Source organism: Brevibacterium sp. CT2-23B (assembly GCF_013168765.1).
Classification (GTDB): Bacteria; Actinomycetota; Actinomycetes; order Actinomycetales; family Brevibacteriaceae; genus Brevibacterium; species Brevibacterium sediminis.
Genome location: NZ_JABBYK010000004.1, coordinates 50181 through 71306 on the forward strand (window position 1 = coordinate 50181; position 21126 = coordinate 71306).

Annotated in this window: 14 protein-coding genes; 3 read left to right on the forward strand and 11 right to left on the reverse strand. The window is 60.9% G+C overall.

Annotated features, from left to right (window positions below):
- Positions 1 to 83: 83 nt before the first annotated feature.
- From HIM68_RS11310 to HIM68_RS11340, 7 genes are read right to left on the reverse strand one after another with little or no spacing between them, the layout of a single operon-like run.
- Positions 84 to 977 (reverse strand): DUF6270 domain-containing protein, encoded by an 894-nt coding sequence (locus HIM68_RS11310; protein WP_172172245.1) that lies wholly within the window; start codon positions 975 to 977, stop codon positions 84 to 86.
- Positions 974 to 2281: an ABC transporter ATP-binding protein gene (locus HIM68_RS11315; RefSeq protein WP_172172247.1), complete on the reverse strand. Its 1308-nt coding sequence runs from the start codon at positions 2279 to 2281 to the stop codon at positions 974 to 976. The genes HIM68_RS11310 and HIM68_RS11315 overlap by 4 nt, the downstream gene beginning before the upstream one ends.
- A complete protein-coding gene (locus HIM68_RS11320; RefSeq protein WP_172172249.1) occupies positions 2268 to 3149 on the reverse strand; it encodes an ABC transporter permease in 882 nt (293 codons plus the stop codon). Before HIM68_RS11320 ends, HIM68_RS11315 begins: the two co-directional genes overlap by 14 nt.
- The gene (locus tag HIM68_RS11325) at positions 3146 to 4891 is read right to left on the reverse strand and encodes a glycosyltransferase family 4 protein (RefSeq protein WP_172172251.1); all 1746 of its coding nucleotides are present in this window, start codon (positions 4889 to 4891) and stop codon (positions 3146 to 3148) included. Before HIM68_RS11325 ends, HIM68_RS11320 begins: the two co-directional genes overlap by 4 nt.
- Complete coding sequence (locus HIM68_RS11330) at positions 4888 to 6249, reverse strand: glycosyltransferase family 4 protein (protein ID WP_172172253.1); 1362 nt, start codon at positions 6247 to 6249, stop codon at positions 4888 to 4890. The genes HIM68_RS11325 and HIM68_RS11330 overlap by 4 nt, the downstream gene beginning before the upstream one ends.
- Positions 6246 to 7283 carry a glycosyltransferase family 4 protein gene (locus HIM68_RS11335; protein ID WP_172172255.1) on the reverse strand — a complete coding sequence of 346 codons (1038 nt, stop codon included), beginning with the start codon at positions 7281 to 7283 and terminating at the stop codon, positions 6246 to 6248. The genes HIM68_RS11330 and HIM68_RS11335 overlap by 4 nt, the downstream gene beginning before the upstream one ends.
- A complete protein-coding gene (locus tag HIM68_RS11340) occupies positions 7283 to 9199 on the reverse strand; it encodes a nucleoside-diphosphate sugar epimerase/dehydratase (protein ID WP_172172257.1) in 1917 nt (638 codons plus the stop codon). The genes HIM68_RS11335 and HIM68_RS11340 overlap by 1 nt, the downstream gene beginning before the upstream one ends.
- 349 nt (positions 9200 to 9548) lie before the next feature.
- Between HIM68_RS11340 and HIM68_RS11345 the strand changes: the two genes are divergently transcribed.
- On the forward strand, positions 9549 to 11432 hold the full coding sequence (locus tag HIM68_RS11345; RefSeq protein WP_172172259.1) for a glycosyltransferase: 1884 nt from the start codon (positions 9549 to 9551) through the stop codon (positions 11430 to 11432).
- A gap of 8 nt (positions 11433 to 11440) precedes the next feature.
- Here the strand turns inward: HIM68_RS11345 and wecB are convergent, their stop codons facing one another.
- Positions 11441 to 12547 carry a non-hydrolyzing UDP-N-acetylglucosamine 2-epimerase gene (gene wecB, locus HIM68_RS11350; protein WP_172172789.1) on the reverse strand — a complete coding sequence of 369 codons (1107 nt, stop codon included), beginning with the start codon at positions 12545 to 12547 and terminating at the stop codon, positions 11441 to 11443.
- Between the two features lie 186 nt (positions 12548 to 12733).
- Here wecB and wecC point away from each other — a divergent pair, with 186 nt between their 5' ends.
- Together wecC and HIM68_RS11360 are read left to right on the forward strand one after the other, a co-directional pair.
- Complete coding sequence (gene wecC / locus HIM68_RS11355; protein WP_172172261.1) at positions 12734 to 13993, forward strand: UDP-N-acetyl-D-mannosamine dehydrogenase; 1260 nt, start codon at positions 12734 to 12736, stop codon at positions 13991 to 13993.
- 191 nt (positions 13994 to 14184) lie between these two features.
- Entirely contained in the window at positions 14185 to 16167 is a 1983-nt protein-coding gene (locus tag HIM68_RS11360) for an acetoacetate--CoA ligase (RefSeq protein WP_172172263.1), read from the forward strand.
- Between the two features lie 95 nt (positions 16168 to 16262).
- Here the strand turns inward: HIM68_RS11360 and HIM68_RS11365 are convergent, their stop codons facing one another.
- The 3 genes from HIM68_RS11365 to HIM68_RS11375 all read right to left on the reverse strand — a co-directional run bounded on the left by HIM68_RS11365 (position 16263) and on the right by HIM68_RS11375 (position 21063).
- Positions 16263 to 17591 (reverse strand): hypothetical protein, encoded by a 1329-nt coding sequence (locus HIM68_RS11365; RefSeq protein ID WP_172172265.1) that lies wholly within the window; start codon positions 17589 to 17591, stop codon positions 16263 to 16265.
- 178 nt (positions 17592 to 17769) lie between these two features.
- A complete protein-coding gene (locus HIM68_RS11370) occupies positions 17770 to 19440 on the reverse strand; it encodes an APC family permease (protein ID WP_172172267.1) in 1671 nt (556 codons plus the stop codon).
- Positions 19441 to 19653: 213 nt separating this feature from the next.
- Complete coding sequence (locus HIM68_RS11375) at positions 19654 to 21063, reverse strand: FAD-dependent oxidoreductase (protein WP_172172269.1); 1410 nt, start codon at positions 21061 to 21063, stop codon at positions 19654 to 19656.
- Between the last annotated feature and the right edge of the window lie 63 nt (positions 21064 to 21126).

The window sequence follows — 21126 nt, forward strand, 5'->3', positions numbered from 1 at the left end:
GATTATGTTCTCCTGTGCGCGATCTACTCCAACTGCAATCAGTTCCAACTGCAAGAGGGACGCCTGCGGAGAGGAACACAGATTCAAAACTTGCTACGGCCGCTTCCTCTTCTTTTTGGGGTCAAGTACATATCAATACGATCGACGACAGATACGTAGTCCTCGTCTCTGAAGTGGAATGGTTGCGGGCCCCATTTGTGGTTTCTATTGATACGCGATTGGTAGCTTTGCCGGGTGACGCTGTGTGCCAGTTGTGCTTGAGCGAACATTCGATAACGCATAAATTTGGCGTTTGCCTCCCGTGCTCTATCCGCAAACACTTCTGCGTCAGTCGGTCTTATTCGAAGAACCGTTTTTCGCTCCGAGGTAGAAAGAAGTTTCCGTGGTGATTCGCGCAACAATTTTTTAAACCGGCGCTGATTTTTCCGTACTAGCCTTCCAATCTTTGCCAGCTGCAAGTTGTTGGGGTGCCGGGCACCGTCAAAAGCGGCTGCCCACTCCATGTCAACAAGTATCGACCGCGCCCAGAGTCCTGACTGTTTTAACGCCCACACCAATTCATCGAAACCGCGCCGCCACTGGTCGAAATGTTCGTCGCTTCCGAACTGGACCAATCGAGCTCCGTGTTTTTCGGCTTCGGCGGTTGCGCCGCATGATTCGGCCTCAAGCGAGTTTGTCATTCTAGTTCCATCGGGGAACAGCCAGTATCCTCGTCGCTCATCAGTTAGATCGATTAGGACTAGGTCAATATCAGATGCCTGTTCGCAGATACTGGCGATCCCGTTGCCCGATAGATCTCCTCTGATCATACGTAGCTGAAATTGGGAACTAAGGCTGTTCAGATCAACGTTGTCAGTGCCATGTGGAGATAGATGGCTTGTCACAGACTGTCGAGCTACGTAAACAGCAACTTCCGTATTCGGCATGAATTCCACCAGATCGCGGCTTACGCATGAGCCGAAGATTGCGACCTTCATCGGCTCGTGTCCTGGTGGGCGACAGGAGCTTCGTCTTCCTGCCGCAAGCGTTGCCGCTCCTGGTAGCGTTCGTCGGCGATCTGGCGTGCGCGGGAGGCGAGCCTGCGGCCGGTGAAATCTCCAGCAGCAGCTATAGACGACGCGCGGTCGTCCGGATTCGCGGCCCGCAGAACAACCCGTTTCTTACTAGGGTTCAGCCGCAGCGGCGGCGCATCGGTGATTCGTGGAGCGCTCACCGCCTGAGAGGCAGGTTTGGGCAACGCTGGGAACTTGGCCTTCGGCATCTCAGTGTCGAAGGATTTCGGCCAAACCTGTTCCTCGGCGGCAGCCAACATCGGAGTCGGCGTCTCTTCGACTTCGTCGGTTGTGTCCGGTCGCTTCACATGACGTGCAGGAGCTACCTTCGTCTTGGATGGGCGCGCTGCGTGCCGCGGGATGGGGTTCTTGATGAGTTCGGGCTCGAGGATGTTGATCTCTTCTTTGACCGCGTTGCTCACCACATCGGCAAGGAGCTTGTCCGCAATGTCTTCCTTGCCCTTGGCAACATTCCACGCCCACCAGCGGTACTTCTCTGCGACAGCCTCGGCAGGGCCGTTCATGAGGATCTCGCCGCGGTGCATCCAGACTGCACGGGTGCACAGCTCCTGAATCACTTTTGCGGCATGATTGACGAGCAGAACCGTTCCTGCTTCGGCAAGGAGCTCGTCCATTGCACGTTCGCTGCGCTCAGCGAACGTCGCGTCGCCGGTCGACAGGGCCTCGTCGATGAGCAGGATCTTCGGTCGCGCGGCCAAAGCGATCGCAAATCGGAGTCTGGCGCCCATACCGGAAGAGTATGTTCCCATCGGTCGGTGGATCGCCGACCCCAACGCCGAGAGTTCTACGACATAGTCGAAGGCTTCGGCCGCCTCTTCGGGAGACAGACCCATCGCCAGGCATCCGAGGCGTACGTTCTCGCTTCCCGACAGCGCGGGTTGCAGGGCGGCGCTGACACCGAGCAGAAGCGGCTGATAACGGACGAGGATGCGGCCACGGTCCGGTTGCTCGACCCCGGCGAGATTGCGCAGGAAGGTGGACTTTCCGGAACCGTTGGCTCCAACGATTCCCACCATCTCTCCTTCGCGGGCAACGAAGTTGACCCCACGCAGCGCTCGCACAGTCGTCTGACCTTGCCGTCCGACGATCTTGTTCGTCAGGCGCCGGACACCCGTTGCCCTGCTGCCTGGATCGTTGGTGTTGACGGTGTATCGGACTTGGACGTTCTCCGCGATGATATTGGGTTCCTGGACCTCAGAGTCGGCCATAATTCTCCTCTCCTCTCCAGAAGAACAGGAATCCGACGATGAGAAGGCCGAAAGCCCACACTGTGCCGACGATCCACATCTTCGGATCCGTATCGACTCCGTAGAGCAATGAGTTGCGCACCAGCGTCAGATAGGCATGCATAGGGTTGTATTGCATTGCTTCCAAGAGAGCCGGGTGATTGTCCAATCGGTCTTCGATGGAGAAGAACACTCCCGATCCGTAAAGCCAGAATCGGCTGACAATCGACATGAAGTTCGTGAGGTCCGGGATCTTGTGACCGAGCCGCGCAAGGAAGCAGGCGAGACCGACGTTGAAGATCGTCTGCAAGATCACCACGGGGATCACGAGAACGATTCTCCACGTGATCTCTTCCAGCGGTGGAGCGACAGCGAGGACAATCACCATGACCAGCAGGGTCGGCATGAAGTCAAGGAAATTGCGGACGACGGTGGAGATCGGAAGTGCGGCACGCGGGAATTGGAAGCCCTTGATCATGGACGCACCGGAACGGATCGCTCCGGTTCCGCCGGTCATGCACTTACCTGTGTAGCCGAAGAAGAATACGCCGACGACGAGGAACCCGAGGAAGTTGTGAATACCTCGCGAGGTCCCCAGGATATAACCAAAGATGAACCAGAACGCGAGCACCGAAAGCAGTGGATTGAGGAACAGCCACCCGTAGCCGAGTATGTTCTTCCTCGTCGAGCTCGACATCTTGGCTCGGGACTCGGCGATGATGAAGTGGCGGCGGTTCCACAGTGCGGCGAGGTAGCTGCTCAGGCTCGTCCGTCGTCCGACGGGCACGAGGCCCTCACTCGACACGGACGGGATCGAACTCAGCCCGAGGGGGTTCTTCGTCTCACTCATCGCACATCACTCCCCACGAGTTGAGAATAGACCTGCCCATATCGTCGTCCGTTTTCCTTCCACCTGCGGGTTGCAAGAACGTGTGCTCGTCCATTGTCTCCGAATCTTGCCCTCGCCATGTCATCGGCGGCGAGTTCGGACAGCAGTTCCGCGAGTTTCTGCGGGTTCTCCGGCGGTGTCGCCAAGCCTGCACTGTCCGGTAGCAGTTCACGCAGTGCCGGCAGGTCGGAAATGACCACGGGTCGCGCAAGGCCCATCGCTTCGATCGGTTTGATCGGAGTGACCAGTCGACAGACCAGTTCATCCTTGCGCGGCACGACGATCGCATCGAGCGCGAGTTGATACTCAATTGCCTGGACTTGGGAGACCCGACCGGTGAAGACGGCGTTCTCTCCCAGGAGCGCGGCGCGTTCCCGCAGTTCGGGCAGGGCCACACCGTCGCCGGCGATCAGCAGCCGCAGGTCCGTCCCTTGGCTCCGGGCGAGGATGACGGCGTCGACGAGGTCGTCGAGTCCTTCGTATCCGACGATCGATGCTGCTGTGCCGACCCAGATTCCGACTTCGGGTAGGCCTAGGCTCCTTCTCACCTCGGCCGGAGTGCGGGTGACATCGGAGTCGACTACGGCTTCGGAAACCGAATTCGGGATGAGGGTGATGGTTTCGGCCGGCACTCCCCCGGCGATCAGGTGCTCACGCATCGTCTCGCCCAGGGTGATGACTGCGTCGGCCGCCGACGCGACTTCGATCTCCTTGGCCCGCATGAGCGCGAAGCGTTGGCTGTTCCGTCGCGCGGAACGCTCTTCCGGACTGCTTCCTGCTGCCGCCCACGTCTCTTCCAAGACTCCGCGGACTTCGTAGACCCATGGCAGGCCCGCTGCTTTCGCGGCCGCACCAGTGACCAAGCCGTTGACGTAGTGCGTTGTCGTGTGGAGAATCTCAGCACTACGATCGTGGGCTTCAGCAGCGATGTGATTCGCCTGCTCGCTCAACCGTTCGGATGGCGTGGGCCGTGGTCTCAGCGGGACGTCACGGATGTATTCGACTCCGTCGACGACTTCGACCGGTGCCTGGCTCAGTCGTCCGATGGTCACGGGATACGATGGGCGTGTGATCGCGGCCGTTTGATGGCCAGCGTCCCGCAGAGTGGTGAGGATGGCATGTGACCGGTACGCATATCCGGAGCGGGTATGCGGCAGGGAGTTCGTCAGCACATGCAGCGCCGTCGGATGCTGAGTTCGGTCAAGGTCGGCATTGCCGCGTACACGACGAGCTGTGACATGGCTTGACACCTCCGGCCACCATTGAGGTTGCAGAGACTGTCGCTCATCGAGCAGTCGTGTCCGGCGTGCGCCGTCTGGCAGGACTGCGATGGCTTCGTCGATGTGTCCCTTGGTCCACTCGATACGTGAGCTCAGTGCCTGGGCACCGGGTACAGCCGCTGCGATCGACTCGGCTTCGTCGAGCAGTCCCAGATTGAGTGCGATCTCGCCGAGCAGTCGGGAAGGCGAGGGAGATCCGGCGACCAATGACTTCGCCGTCGTCTCTTCCCCGAGCAACCACGCTGACGCCGCCCGAGTGGCGTCGCCTGGCAGACGTCCGAGTGCTTGTCCGACGAAGCGCGAGGCAGGGCCCGGCAGTCGACGTGCCAACTGCATACCGAAGAACACCCGGTCGTCGTTGATGTGACCAGCCGTGGTCAGAACAACGTTCGTCAACTGTCGTGCGAGGAAGCGCAGGTTCACGAAACCACCTGCTCAAGGACCCGTTCGTATGTGCGGCCCATTGCGGCTGCCGAAGCATTCCGAACCACCCAGTCGCGTGGGTTCGGACCTAAGGCCGGATTCGATCCGAATTCCTCACCTACTTCGACTCGTTCGCTCATCCTCTTCATCGCCGCGGCTACGGAATCGACGTCACCGGGAACCGCAACTTCTCCTGCCGCGGTGTGGGTGATGATGTCGGCGGCTTCACCGGCGACGACTCCGAGGACTGGGATTCGACGGGCCATCAGTGAATAGAGCTTCGACGGCACTGTGCATTCGTAGGAGTCGAGCGAGCTGAGGCTGACCAGCCCGGCATCTGCCCACTCCCAATGGGCCGCGAGTTCGGCACCTGCGATCTGGGGATGGAATTCGACCGGCACACCGTACGCGGAAGCGACGGTCTTGAGTTCGATAGCGTCGACGCCGTCGCCCACGATTCGCAGTCGCACACCCTCGGTGCGGGCCAAAGCACGAATCGAGGTGCTGAGATCCTGAGATCGTCCGACCGTGCCCACGTACAGTAAGTTGAGTCCACTGGGATCGGCAGAGACCCTGCCGATGACTTCGCCGACGGCAGTGCCCGTCTCTTCTGCGGTGGGGACGAGGGGAATCGCTCCCGTTGCAGTCAGCCCGGACGCGCCCTCCAATTCCGCAGGCGAGACTCCGCTGCGGACAACCTCGGCGGTCACCCCTCGCTGTTCCAAGCGACGTTTGAAACCCTCCGTTGTGACGACGACGACCGCTGCACGCCGTTGAGCACGTGTAAGCAGGTCCGGCAGCAGTCGATGTTCGAGACGCTGCGTCAGCGACCCGGGAAGATACTTCCCAACGGCTCCGGTCACCAGATTCATCTCCGAAATGAGGTCGGGCCAGGCGTCGCGGACTTCAGCGACATGCGGCACCCGAAGCAGTCGCGACAGGGTGTCGCCGGCCAGCAGAAACGGCAGTGCCGGAGTCGTGGAGACGATGACATCGGGGCGCATTCTGCCTCGCAGCCGATCGATGACTGCCGACATCGCGCCTGTCGCTGACACCGTCTGGTCGAGCAGCTGACGAGCCATCGACGGCCCGCTGTGCAGGTACGGCACGCGGAGGATCCGCTCACCGTCGATTCCGGTGTCCCAGGTACCGCCGAGGCGCACGTCGACTCGACGGCGCCCCCGCCCGACATTGGAGCCGAAGAATCCGTTCCGGTCGGAATACGGGTAGTGCGGGTGTGGTGCCACCGTGATGACGTCGTGTCCTGCGGCGCGCAGGTGGTCGACGAGTATCCGCCACCGTCGCTGCGGTGCGCCGACCTCGGGGTAGTAGTAATGACTGAGCAGAACGATTCTCATGCGGTGACCGCCTCCGTACGTGCTCGACGGTTCAACCACATGGGCAGAAGCGCGTAGAGGGCGAGCAATCCGACCCAGAACACATGGGCAGGGTACGTCGTCGCCGTATTTCCGCTGATGAGGGTCGAAATGGCCATAATGCAGGCAAGGACGCTCAGCGCGGCGTGGAAAAGCGAAACAGAGCTGTGCGGCCACCCCGCCTGCTGAATCCGCTGGTAGATGTGTTCCCGGTGAGGCAAGAGAATGTTCTCTCCTCGGAAGAGTCGCATAACCAGAGTGAGTCCGACGTCGAAGAAGACGAAGATCATCGGGGCGATGATGACGACGATCGGTACTCCCTGAACGAACAGCCATACCGCAAGAGCGAAGACGGCCGCTCCGATTCCGTAGCTTCCGGTGTCTCCGAGGAACGCCTTGGCCCGGCCGAGGTTGAACGGGAGGAAACCGACAGCAGCACCGGCCAACGCCAAAGCGAGCAGCGCGATATCGTTCTCACCCACCCAGGAGCCGACGAAGGCGAACCATCCGGCCGTGACGATGGTCCATTCGGTGACATAGCCGTTGAGTCCGTCGACGAAGTTCACGGCGTTGACCGTGGTCACTCCGATGACGGCGAAGGCAATAACGTGGGCGATTCCCTGAGTGGAGAACATTGCGATGATCGCGCTGAACAGCAGAGCCAGGATGACCTGTCCGATCAACCGCCCGGCAGGGCGCAGGGAGTCGAGGTCGTCGCTCATCCCGATGGCCGAATAGCACCAGGTGAGGACCAGGAAACCGATCGGCAGGAGGACGCCGCCGAGGCCGAAGACCCCGTCTTCGCTGATGCTCCAGACCATGGCGAGAATCGTGGCCACGGTGACGCCGCAGCCGATGGCGATTCCCCCGCCGCGTACGGTCGAAAGCGTATGTGAGGAGCGATGAGAGGGGACATCGACGACCCCCGCTCGGCGCAGCAAGGGAAAGGCGATGAGGGCGCTGAGAGCCGTGACCACCGCAGCCACAACCATGATCACCAGCGACTGCAGGGCCATCAGAGGCCGACTCCGGTGTCACGTGGATCTGCTTCCGGCTCGGAGGCTTTTGATGACGTCGCCGCCGGTTCGATGGCCGCCGTCGCGTCATCGGTGACCGGGACTGCCTCGGAGTCGAGTAGGCTCGTCAAGCGCTCTTCGAGGGCCGCCCGGTGAGTGAAAACCTGCGAGTCTCGAGATTCGGCGGCCAGAGCGCCGAGCTCCTCCAGATCGATCGGAGCGATCGGTACCTGAGTGATCAGCGGATGATTGGGTCGGCTGTCGACCTCACCCGGCGACAGCAGCGCTTCAGTGAGCTTCTCCCCCGGGCGCAGACCCGTGTACACGATCTGCGCATCGCTGCGGCCCGACAGTGCGATCACGCGTTTGGCGAGGTCAGCGATGCGGATCGGTTCGCCCATGTCGAGGACCAAGGTCTCTCCGGGGCCGCCGATCGCCGCTGCCTGCAGAACGAGCTCACACGCCTCATCGGCAGTCATGAAGTACCGAGTGACCTCGGGGTCGGTGACAGTGACGGGATCGCCGGCCGCGACCTGAGCCACAAAGGTTTCAAGTACAGACCCACGGGAACCGAGCACATTGCCGAATCGCACCGACATATAACGCCGCCCGGTTGCGGCAGCCACAGAGGCGATCGCCCGCTCGATGGAGAACTTCGTCCGTCCCAGCACCGAGGTCGCGCCGGCGGCCTTGTCGGTGGAGATGTGGACGAAGGCATCGACGTCGTGAGCCACTGCCGCGTTGAGCAGGTCGAGGCTGGCTCCGACGTTCGTGCGCACTGCCTGTTCCGGGAATCGTTCGAGGAAGGTCAGGTGTTTGAGAGCCGCTGCGTGGAAGATGATATCCGGCTTCGCCTCGGCGACGAGCGCGTCGATGAACGCTGGATCTCTCAGGTCCCCGAGGACGAGGTCGTCACTGGTCAGAAGGGCTGAACCTTCAAGACCGAGCTCGGTTGCGTGCAGGCCGGATTCGTCCCGGTCGGTCATGATGAGTCGGGCCGGGTCGAACCTGGCGACCTGGCGGCACAGCTGTGAGCCGATTGAGCCGCCCGCCCCGGTGACGAGGACGACCTTACCGGTGATCGCCGAGGCGATGTCGTCGATATTCGTCGAGATCGGTTTGCGTCCGATGAGGTCTTCGAGGCTGACATCGCGGAAGCTTCGGTGACGCAGGTCGGCGACGTCGTGGGCGTCCGGCTCGGGACGGGCCAGCGCGGAGTCCGAGAGCTTTGGCATGATCTTGATCTCTACCGGCCGGGATTCGAGATTCGAAGCGATGCGGGAGAGCTCTTCGGGAGACAGGTCGGAGATTGCAATGATGATCACCCTGGCACCGGTGCGATCGACATGGGCGGCAATGTCGGCGATCGGTCCGAGCACGCGAATCCCGTTGTAGCGCAGATGCCGCTTGGCCGGGTCGTCGTCGAGGACGCCGACGGCGACGAATTCGTTGTGCGAGTCCTGAGCGATCATATCGAGGGCGAGCATGCCCTGGTCGCCCGCACCGACAACGATCGTGGGCCGAGATGCGCCGGACGTGGTGAGGCTGCGTTGCCTCATGTTGCGACGAATCCAGTTCTCGAGGCTCTTGACCACCACCATGAGCGCTCCCGCCGTGATGGGGACGCTGGTCGGGATGAGCAGTTGGCTGGCGAGCGCAAATTCCGCAACCCACATGATGCCGACGCCCAATGCGACCGTTCCCACGATTGCGGCGAACTGATCGGTTGAGCCGCGTCTGTAGCGTCCGCGGTAGATCGCCAACGGCCCGCCGACGAGGAAGACGATCAGGCCGATCGCCGTACAGACGAACATGCCCAATGTGTTGACGAGCTCAGTGTGGAAGTCGTATCGCACCAGCGTCATCGCTACGACGAGGAACGCGAAGACGAGACCATCTATGAGTGACAGCGCCATGGCTCTGCCGCGCCGCCTCATCGGGGTCTGTGAGGGAGAGGGCCCGGAGTTGCTTCCCACTGTCCTCTTTTCCATCGACATCCATAGACTGGCTCGGTCAGCACTATGATTGGTGGCCTGTATCTCACAAACACCGGCCGAGCCTCCTGCAACTTCTTGATTGTACTATTGGGCCCAATAGCTGTCGCACAGAAGAACCGTTGGAAGCGTTTAGATTTGGTCGCAATTCGTTAGGCTCATACCGAGCGACGTAGCCTCATACGCCGTTCAGAGAGATTAATTGAACGCTTCCGATCTCCTTGTAAATTCCAATGCAGTCCGATTGAGAGCAGACCGAAAGGATTCTACTGTGCCTGAATCTCCGCTTCGCGCCCTGAGGACAGGCTTCTGGCATCTGCGCCAAGGCGGTCCTGCTCAATTTCTGAAGTGGAAGCGACGCAGGAATCTGCGCCAAGGAATTGCCGACGGCCGACCAGCAGATCAGCTTACTGCTGACAATTTGCCAGAGGCGTTTCCTGCAGCTCCGAGATCCGACCGTCGGCCCGTCTTCAGTGGCCTCAGGGTGGGCACCATCCTCGATGAGTTCTCGGCGGAGAGTTTCGGCTATGAATGGGCCACGATCCCGTTGAAGCGCGATGGATGGACATCGCAGTTGGACTCGGTCGACTTTGTCTTCATCGAGTCAGCGTGGAATGGCAACGGCGGAGACTGGAAGTTTAAGCTCACTGGGACGGCCGACCCGAGCCCAGAGATTGTCGAGCTGCTGGAGGGTTGTCGCCATCGCGGTATCCCAACGGCGTTCTGGAACAAAGAAGATCCGCCCCATTTCGATGACTTCCTACCCTTGGCCAAGTTGTTCGACGTCGTCTTCACTAGCGACGTGCGCCTTGTCGACAACTACAGGAAAGTCCTTGGCCATGACCGCATCGCCCCTCTGGCCTTTGCCGCCCAACCTGCGATACATTCTCCCGTGCGCCCGTCAATGAACTTCGCCGCACGCGATATCGCATTCGCGGGGATGTATTTCACTCACAAATTCCCTGAGCGTCGTGCCCAGATGGATTTGCTTTTGGGAGCTGCAGACACGGTGTCCTCGCGGATGGAGCACGGGCTTGAAATCTTCTCCCGGTTCCTTGGCAACGATGAACGGTACCAATTTCCCGGCAACCTTGCCGACAGGGTTGTCGGATCGTTGCCCTACCGCAACTTGTTGACTGCGTACAAAAACTACAAAGTATTCCTCAACGTGAACTCGGTCGTCGACTCACCAAGCATGTGTGCAAGGCGCATTTTCGAGATCACGGCGGCCGGAACTCCGGTGATTTCGACTCCCAGCGAGGCAACAAAGCGGTTTTTCCCACCTTCAGAGCTCCCTCAGCCTGAGACCCAGGAAGAAGCCGAACTTACTCTCAGGGCATACGTCCGAAGCAGCGAACTGCGCGACCGCACAGTTCATCTCGCGCAACGGCGCATTTGGAACGAACACACCTACTCTCATCGCGCGATGTCGATCATGGACTCCATCGGAGTCGAGTACAGTGATCCGATCCCTCGTTCAGTGTCTGTCGTGGTATCAACGAATCGGCCTGAACACCTCAGCAACGTCCTTGAGACACATGCCGCCCAGAAGCTTGAGAACCGAGAGCTCATCATCATTAAACACGGGTTCGTTTCATCGCCGGAGCTATTGCATCATGCAGCCGATCTGGGAATCGAAAACCTGGTGCTGCTTGAGGCCCCCGACTCAGATTCCCTGGGCGCGTGCCTTAACCGCGGAGTTGAAGCGGCGTCAGGTGACGTCATCGCCAAGATGGACGACGATGATATTTACGGTGAGCATTATCTGACGGACCAGTTGGCGGCTCTGCGCTATTCGAATGCGGATCTCGTCGGTAAGCAGGCTCACTACCTACACTTGCGCAATCGTGACATCGTCATGTGCAGGTTTCCCGAACGCGAGCACCGTTTCACCGATCTCGTTATGGGCCCTACATTGATGGGCAGCAGAGAGCTGTTCCTACGCAACCCATTCGCTGATCGCACGCTGGGCGAAGATTCCGACCTGCAACGGCGACTCGTATCGGATGGAGCACGAATCTACTCAGCAGACCGATTCAATTTCGTCCAAGTTCGTGACTCTCATAGTCATACATGGAATGTCGACGACGACCTATTGTTGGCCACCAGCAATGTCCACAGCTTTGGTTTCAGCCGTGGACATTACTGCTTCTGACTAGTGGCTCAGCTGCGGCCGAGAAGTTCGTTGAGGATGTCCACGCTGCGGCCAGCTGAGTGGCCGTCCCCGTAGGGGTTCACGGCATTGGCCATGTCTCGGTAAGCCTTACTGTCGTCGAGCAACTTTGAGACTTCAGCGATGATCTTCTCTGTCGCGGTCCCTATAAGCTTCACGGTTCCTGCGTCCACGGCTTCGGGGCGTTCCGTGTTCTCTCGAAGCACTAAAACCGGCTTGCCAAGGCTGGGCGCCTCTTCCTGGATTCCTCCGGAGTCGGTGAGCACGATGTCCGAGGCGTTTATGAGGTGTGAGAAGTCGCCGTATTCAATGGGTTCGGTCGAGATCACATTGTCTAGATCCTCGATCTGAGGAGCGACCGAAGCACGAACTTTCGGGTTCTTATGCGCCGGCCAAACGATGAGCAGGTCGGGATAGTGCGTTGCTAAGTGCCGCATGGCCCTGCCTATATTGACCATGTTGTCTCCGAGGTTTTCGCGACGGTGTGTAGTTACCAACAGCACTCGACGGTCGTCGGATTCGAGAGCCTGGAGCTCGGGAAGATTGAAATCCCCTGGACGCTCAACCGCCCACTGCAGAGCATCGATGACAGTGTTCCCGATCACGTGAATATTCTTCTCGGGAATGCCTTCGGCGAGCAGGTTGCTACGCGAGACCATCGTCGGTGCAAGGTGGACACGGGCAATCTGAGAGACAATTTTGCGATTGGCCTCTTCGGGGAACGGAGAATTGATGTCGCCGCTGCGCAGTCCAGCCTCTAGGTGAACGACCGGGATCTCTCTGTTGAATGCAGCGATCGCAGCACCCATCACTGTCGTCGTGTCCCCCTGGACAAGGACAGCATCAGGCCGGTGCTCGTCGAGGACCACGTCGATCTTGGTGATGACGCTGCCGGCGATCGCGTTGAGCGTCTGTCCGTGAGCCATGAGGTTGAGATCGACATCGGGGACGATGTCGAAGACTTCGTTCACCTGATCAAGCATTTCCCGATGTTGTGCGGTGACAACGACGATTGGCCGTAGCTTGGCATCGCTTTCGAGAGCTTTGATGACGGGAGCAACTTTTATAGCCTCAGGACGCGTGCCGTAGATTACCATCACTGAACGGACCGCCGTCTCACTGTAATTGCTCAAAAAAGACTCCTACGCGCAAGCTACATGACCAGGCAAATTTAACACCGGCGCAACCAAAGTCCGCAGTTTCGCAAGTCAAACACGTTTCCTGAATCCAAAAAGGCTCACTACTATTTCACATATAGTCCCTAAGAGTTCGGAGTTTCGGCAATGCCCCCTAGTCCTGCTGGTCAGCGCCCGTCTGTAGCGGTAATCGGGCTGGGGTACATAGGTTTACCGACTGCCGCGGTGCTGGCAAGTTCAGGGGCAGACGTGATCGGAGTTGATATCAACGCCGATGCTGTAGCAACTATCAACGAAGGCAACATCCCCTTCGTCGAACCGGACATGTCCACTACTGTGGCTGGTGTCGTCTCTCAGGGCTACCTCAAGGCCACGACCTTGACTCCGCATGCGGACAACTACATCGTCGCGGTGCCGACACCTTTTAAGGACGGGCACAAGCCCGACCTGTCCTACATCGAGACCGCTGGCAAGCAGATTGCTCCCCTGCTTGAGGGCAACGAGCTTGTCATCCTCGAATCGACTTCACCTCCCGGGGCTACTGAGTTCCTGGCCGAAACGATCCTCGCATCTCGCCCAGACCTCACGCTCAAACCGAATACGGCTAAGACGATCTACTTTGCTCACTGCCCTGAGCGCGTCCTTCCCGGCCGCATCATGATCGAGCTTCGTACGAACGACCGGATCATCGGCACTCTCAACGGCAATGCCGGCGAACGAGCTCGCGACCTCTACCAGTTGTTCTGTGAGGGCGAGTTCCTCATGACCGATGCTCGGACGGCAGAGCTGTCCAAACTGACCGAGAACGCCTACCGCGACGTCAACATCGCCTTCGCGAACGAACTGTCCATGATCGCCGATAGTCTCGATATCAACGTCTGGGAGCTCATTGAGCTGGCCAACCACCACCCCCGCGTCAACATCCTGCAGCCAGGCCCCGGAGTCGGCGGCCATTGCATTGCTGTAGACCCGTGGTTCATCGTTGCTACTGCCCCAGAGCAGTCATCACTCATCAAGACCGCTCGCGATGTCAACGATTCCAAGCCCGGGTTCGTGTTGGACAAGCTCATTCCTCAGGCGAAGCGCATCAACGAAGTGAAGATCGCGACGCTCGGAATGGCGTTCAAACCGAACATCGATGACCTGCGTGAGAGCCCCGCTCGGCAGATCGTCAATCGCCTTGCTGAAGAGCTTCCTGACGCGACGATTCTGGCCGTCGAACCGAACATCGAAGAGCTTCCGGCCGAGCTCGAGTCACGCGACAACGTGAAGCTGACCGAGACCGAAGCCGCGATTGAACAGGCCGATATCGTTCTCCTCCTCGTCGACCATAACGAGTTCACCCGCATCGACCGGACTCTGCTCTCGCAGAAGGTCGTTCACGACACCCGAGGCGTGTGGGGCTGAGCCTGAACCCACTTACCGATCGACTGCGCCGGTGAGAATTCTCGGCGGCGCAGTTGCGTTCTGGGCGGCCGGCAAAAGCCGCTGGGATGGCGGCGTAAGGTGGACTCAAAGTCTCCACAGCAGAACGAGTGTGCCTCGTTTCAGCTGGTGGAGACCCCGTTCACCGCCCACCGCTGTGCTGAGGAGAAGAATTGACCGCTGAACCGATCTGGCTCCCCGACCCGAACCAGACCCCGCGTCCGCAGATCGCCGACTTCATCGACTTTGCGAATCAGCGCACCGGCCAAAGCTTGGCCACCTATGACGATCTGTGGAAATGGTCAGTGAGCGACCTCGACGGATTCTGGGGCGCGGTCTGGGATTTCTTCGACGTCATCGCCGATGAGCCCTACACCGAGGTCCTCGCTGATCGGTCCATGCCCGGCGCCACTTGGTTCCCCGGTACCCGACTCAACTACGCCGAACACGCCCTGCGTGCCGGCCTGGACGACAAACTCGCCGACGAACCAGCCATCATCACCATCAAAGAGTCCGGGGAGCGCACTGAGACCACCTGGCGCGAACTGCGTCGCCAGGTTGGATCCGTCGCCGCCTGGCTGCGCGACCAAGGAGTCGGCGAAGGCGACCGTGTCGTCGGCTACCTGCCGAATACCCAACACACGCTCATCGCCTTCCTCGCGACCGCCTCGGTCGGCGCCATCTGGTCCGCCTGTGCTCAGGACTACGCCGCCGAAGGTGCCGCCACGAAACTCGGCCAGCTCGAACCGAAGGTGCTCTTCGCCGCCGACGGCTACCTGTGGAACGGCACGTCCTTCAACCGCCGCGACCAGGTCGCGGACTTGGCCAACCGAATGCCGAGCTTGCGGGCCGTGGTCGGGGTGGGCAACCTCGGCGAGGAATTCATCGACGAACACGGTCAGATCACGAACCTCGCTGCCTGGGACGATATCGCCGCCGGGGATGCCGAACCCGAGTTCGCGCGCGTCGAATTCGATACCCCGCTGTGGGTGCTGTACTCCTCGGGCACGACGGGGATTCCCAAGGGGATCGTGCACAGCCACGGCGGGGTCGTCATCGATCACCTGCGCCTGCTGGGCCTCCACCTCGACATCCGGCCGGGTGACCGGTTCTTCTGGTACACGAACACGAACTGGATGATGTGGAACCTCGTCGCCTCGGCGCTGGTGGGCGGTGCGACCACGGTGTGTTTCGACGGCAGTCCCCTCTATCCGGGGCCGGGCCGGCTGTGGGAGATCGCCGCGGACACGAAGGCCAATGTACTCGGGGTCAGTCCCGGGATCTTCCTGGCCGGGATGAAGGCCGGGATCGAACCCTGCAAGGAGTTCGACCTCTCCGCACTGCGGACGATCGGTGCCACCGGCGCCCCGGTGCCCGCCCACTGCTTCCCGTGGGTGCGCGATGCCGTCGGCGAACGCGTGCAGCTGGCCTCGACGAGCGGCGGCACCGACGTCGTCAGCGGCTTCGCCGGATCAGCGCCGATCTGTCCGATCTGGGCCGGGGAACTCTCGCGACCGGTGCTCGGTGTCGCGTTGGAGTCCTGGGACGACTCTGGTCAGCCATTGATTGGCGAGGTTGGGGAGATGGTCATCACCGCCCCGATGCCGTCGATGCCGGTGAAGTTCTGGAACGATCCCGACGGTGAGCGCTACCGCGACACGTACTTTTCGATGTTCCCCGGAGTCTGGCGCCACGGCGACTGGATCACCATCACCGACCACGGCAGCGTCATCATCTCCGGCCGCTCGGACGCCACCCTCAATCGGCAGGGAGTGCGCCTGGGCAGCGCCGACATCTACGACGTCGTCGACGGCATCCCCGAGGTGGCCGAATCCCTGGTCATCGGTGCCGAGCAGCCCGACGGCGGGTACTGGATGCCGCTGTTCGTCGTGTTGGCGTCGGGTGTTTCGTTGGATTCCGAGTTGCGGGAGCGGATTGATTCGGAGCTGCGGTCCAAGGCGTCGCCGCGGCACGTGCCCGATGACATGATCGCGGTGCCGGCCATTCCGCACACTCGCACGGGAAAGAAACTTGAGGTGCCGGTGAAACGACTCATTCAGGGGCATGCGCTGGAGAAGGTGGCGAATCCGGATGCGGTGGATTCGTTCGAGGCGTTGGAGTACTTTGTGAGGTTTGCGGGCGGGGCGGGCGACTGAGCCTGCACTCGAAATCGAGCTGAACGCACCCGACCCCGTACTCCACTATTCGTGGATGTATGGGGTCGGGCCGCCTCGGCGAGGGTTTTGGTTCTTCAGCTGTTCCAGCGTTCCTGTTCTCTCGCATGGGTGCTCAAGTACGCGCCAGGGCTGAACTTCTCGTCGTAGAAGTCGGTGTCAAGATGCTGTGCCTGGAGATAGTTCATGATCCACACCGAGGGAACGGTGCCCGGGAACTTGCCGAATGTCTCGTCGACGTATTCGGCCTGTACCGTGAGGAGTTCCATGAACTCGTCGTCGAAGGGTGCCGCCGCGCCCCGGACCGTCTCGGAGTCCTTCCACGGGCCTGGAGCGGCGGAGTTGAACGGCCCTCCGGGACCGAACTTTCGTTCGGCAAGAGCTTCGACCACTTTCCGCATCGAACCGTAGTGCGGCCTGGTGAAGGTCTCGAAGACTCCGTCGCGGCCTGTCGGATTGGGCATGGCCCACCGTTCATCGGTGTCATAGCGGAACCCCAAGCCAGGGACCTGGGGATTGCCGGAAGCGCCGACGACTGACAGTCGGTCGATGCCGTCGAAGCTCCATCCGCCCAAGCCGATCGCGCCGAGCGCGAGGTGACCCACATAGCTGGAGGTCATCAGTTCGGCGCTGGCTTCGGCCAACGAGTACTGCTCGACGAAGCTCAACGGCCGCGGATCGTCGAAGTGGACAAGACGGTGGCGATACTTCTCCAGTCCGGGAATCTCGCGGTCGTTAATGTCGTCATAGATGACGTAGCCGTTCTGTGAGAAGAAGGCGATGTTGAGCAGCGTCTGCTGCGCGAGAGCGGCCACGGGGACCACGAGAAGCGAACCGGGCCAATTACCGATCCACGTGTTGTGTCCTTCGAAATACGGCTGTTCGCGAGGCAGATACAGTCTTTCGTCGCTGATGCGCACTGCACGCGCGAGAACTGAGTTGAGCGCGTTCTCTACTGCGTCGTCCGACTCAAAGGTGTTGATATCGAGCTGCTGGTCGAGGACGTCGTCGCGGGTCGGCAGAAAGTAGGTTCCAGAATCATCGGTGAAGAAGAACTGAGTCGTGTGGAAGCCTGCCGCCGACGGGAAAGTGCGTCCAATGGCTGACCCGCTGTAGTTCGGGAACTGCGGCGCATACCCCGGATGCCGACTGATGCCGAAGTGCCTTCCGGTCTGTCCGGTGACCGTGGCCAGCACCAGAGCACGCTGCAGGTAGGTCAGCGGGCGGGATTCTTTCCGACTCTTGAAGGCCAGGACCCCGCCCGGGATCTCTCCGCCGACGGGGAATCGGCGTGAACGGCGTCCGAGCACCGCCTCGAAAAAGGGGAACTCGGACAGCTCCTTCAGTGCTTTGCGTTCCTGATCGGAAAGCTCGATCGCGGTGAGTCCGTTGTCGAATGTGGTCATCGTCGTCCTCCATGCCAGGGGCCTCTTTCTCGAACCGTATCGGACTCCTCTCTGCCAAGCTACGGCTGCTGTCATACCCGTAGAGACGGCCCGACCCCGTACACCACTGTCGTGGATATACGGGGTCGGGCCACCTCGGCGAGGGTTTCGCTATCTATCGTCGAAGGATTCGACGGGATCACTCCCCGTCGATGTGTTCGGCAGCGGTCTCCTTGGTGTTCTCGACGTTGGCGACGACCTCCGCCGACTTCAGGCGGGTCTTGATGCCGACGTAGAAGACGACGGCGGTGAAGATGGTGCAGACCAGTTCGCCCCATCCGAACGTAAGCACGCCCATGGCGCCCTCGCCGTAGTTGCTCAGCAGGCTGAGCACGGCCAGTCCGCCGAGCCACAGGATCATCCACCAACCGGATTTGAACTGCAGCGGCGAGATCTTGCTGCGGTCGCTGAACGCATAGTGCAGGCCGAGGACCACGTAGCCGAGCGCCATGGCCAGGAACAGCTTCCAGTTCGTGTCCCACCCAGTCCAGAACACAATGAGGTTCGCAGCGAGGAACCCGAGGAACGGGAGGACGTCTCCACCAGGCAGGCGGAACGGACGCTCCTGATTAGGCAGCTGACGGCGCAATGCCGCCACCGTGATCGGACCGGAGCCGAAGGAGATGACGGTGCCGGAGGTGATGAACCCGACCATCTTCGCCCACGACGGGAATGGGAAGAACAGGAAACAGGCGACGATGAAGGTGATGAGCAGACCGAACCACGGGATGCCCTTCTTGTTCAGCTTCGTCATGGCACTCGGGGCATTGCCCACGCGCGCCTGCGAGTACGACAGCCGCGGAGTGAGCGCGGTGAAGATCAAGCCGGTGTCCGCCGGGGAGACGACGGCATCGATGTAGAGGATGATCGCCAGCCACATCGCACCGAGCATGATCGCGATCTCCGCCCACGGTCCCGCCGAGTTCGAGAACGACAGTCCGCCCCAACCGTCCTTGAGCAGTTCGGTGGGGATGGCGCCGATGAACGCGACCTGCAGAAGGATGTAGATGATGCCGGTGAGCACGATCGAACCGATGACGGCGAACGGCACGTTCCTCTGCGGGTTCTTCGTCTCACCCGCGAACTCCACACCCTGACGGAACCCGAGGTAGGAGAACACGATGCCCGCCGCAGGCAGAGCCGCGAAGATCGGGGCGATGCCGTTGGGAGCGAAACCGCCGAACTCGGCCATATGGAAGTGACCCGGGTTGAACGCCAGCAGCGCCAGTCCCACGAACACCAGGACGATGACGATCAGCTTCCACCACACGAGCACGTTGTTGAACTGGGCGAAGAACTTCACGCCGAACATGTTGATGACGCAGAAGACCGCGACCATCGCAATGCTCACGAAGATGCCCGGCACCGTGAGGACGAGCACCCCCTCCTTCGACTCCATCAGCCACGGCATATAGCTCGAGGCGTACTGGACGGCCGCGAGCACCTCGATGCCCACGGTTCCCGCCGCCGACAGCCACGTGATCCACCCGCTGGTGTAGCTGGCGAACGAACCGAAGGCATAGTGCGGGTAGCGCACGACACCGCCGGCGACAGGGAACATGACACCGAGTTCGGAGTAGTTCAGGGCCACGAAGATGATGAGGACCGCACCCAGGGCCCACGACAGGATCGCGGCCGGACCAGCCATGCTCGCGGCATCGAAGGCACCGAAGAGCCAACCGGAGCCGATGATCGACCCGACTCCGGTGAAGAGCAGGCCGGTCTTGCCGATATCACGTTTGAGCCCTTTGTCATGGACGACGGTCACGCTCGTGGGCGAGCCCGACGACAGGGAACTTTGTGAGGGCATCTTTGCCTCCCAGGGTAGACGGCAGTTTATCCGCCGCTAGTTTTCTCCGATCTGCGTGTGATGTCAATTACATAGCCGTGTTATACGGCCAGGTCACAGACTCAAACGACCCCGAACACGTCTTTTCGGTGTTCGGGGTCGAATGGTGGAACGTTGAGGGTCACTATGTGAGGTTTGCACCTCGAGGTGGGCGCCGAAGCGGTGGGGCGGGTCTCAGCTCCCGGCGTTCGTGTCCGCGGTCAGGTGGGCGCGCGCCTCGGCGAGCATGGCCTCACGGGTCGCGATCTTCACCCGCTCACGTCCCTCGGCCACACCAAGGGCCTTCTCGGCGGCCTCGAGCCGGTGGTAGCCCTCCCAATCCGTGAAGTCGACGCCCTTCGATTCGAGCAGCTCGACGATCGAAGACTCCTCCGGGTACAGGGGTTCGGTGAGCGCCCCGGCGGCCTGGTCGTCGAGGATGTGCCCGATCGTCTCGAGCGCATCGCCCTTCGTATGACCGATGAGCCCGACGGGTCCGCGCTTGATCCACCCGGTCGTGTACACGCCGGGGATGACATCCGCCTCAGCAGCCTGGCCCTGATCACCGGCGTCAACGACGCGTCCTTCGTGATTCGTGATGACCTTCTTGGCCTCGTCGAAGGGCAGCTGCGGCAGCTGCGTACCCGCATAGCCGACGGCCCGATACACGGCATCGATGTCCCAGTCGTGGAAGTTCCCGGTGCCGTTGACGCCACCGGTCCCGTCGAGTTCCTGACGTTCCGTGCGCAGACCGGTCACCCGATCCTCGCCGAGGATGGCCACCGGTGCGTGGAGGAAGTGCAGGTGCAGTCGCCGCTTCGCCCCGGTCTCCTCCCGCATCGCAAAGTCCGTGAGCGTCTTCGTCACCTGCTTGACCTGGTTGCTCGACTCGATGGCCTCGAGCGACCCCTGATCGAACTCGTAGTCCTCGGGATAGACGATGATGTCGACGTCTTCGACCTGACCGAGTTCACGCAGCTCGAGAGGCGTGAACTTCGCCTGCGCAGGGCCACGCCGTCCGAACACATGGACATCGGTGACCTTCGAGGACTTCAGCCCCTCATAGACGTGGTCGGGAATCTCCGTCGTGTGGAGGTCATCGGCCTGCTTCGCGAGCACCCGAGCCACGTCGAGGGCGACATTTCCGTTGCCGAGCACAGCGACCTTCTCCGCATCCAGCGGCCACGTCTGGGCGACATCGGGATGCGCGTCGTACCAGTTGACAAAGTCGGCGGCACCATAGGAACCGGGCAGGTCGATGCCGGGCAGCGACAGGGGTGCGTCGACGAAGCAGCCAGTGGAGAAGATCACCGCATCGTAGCGGTCGGTGAGCTCGCCGAGGTTGATGTCGGCCCCGTATTCGACGTTGCCGAACAGGCGGATGTCACCACGGTCGAGGACCTTGATGAGCGCATTGATGATGCCCTTGATCCGCGGATGGTCGGGGGCGACTCCGTAGCGGACGAGCCCGAAGGGTGAGGGCAGGCGTTCGAACAGGTCGATGCTCAGTTCCAGGTCGTGTTCGGCCTTGGTCAGCAGGTCAGCGGCGTAGATGCCGGCGGGACCGGCACCGATGATGGCCACTCTGAAGGGAATAGCAGGCATGGTTTTCCTTGATCAGTCGGAGGTGAGCGAAGTGTCGCTCGTCGTCATTGAGAAGTCAGTCGC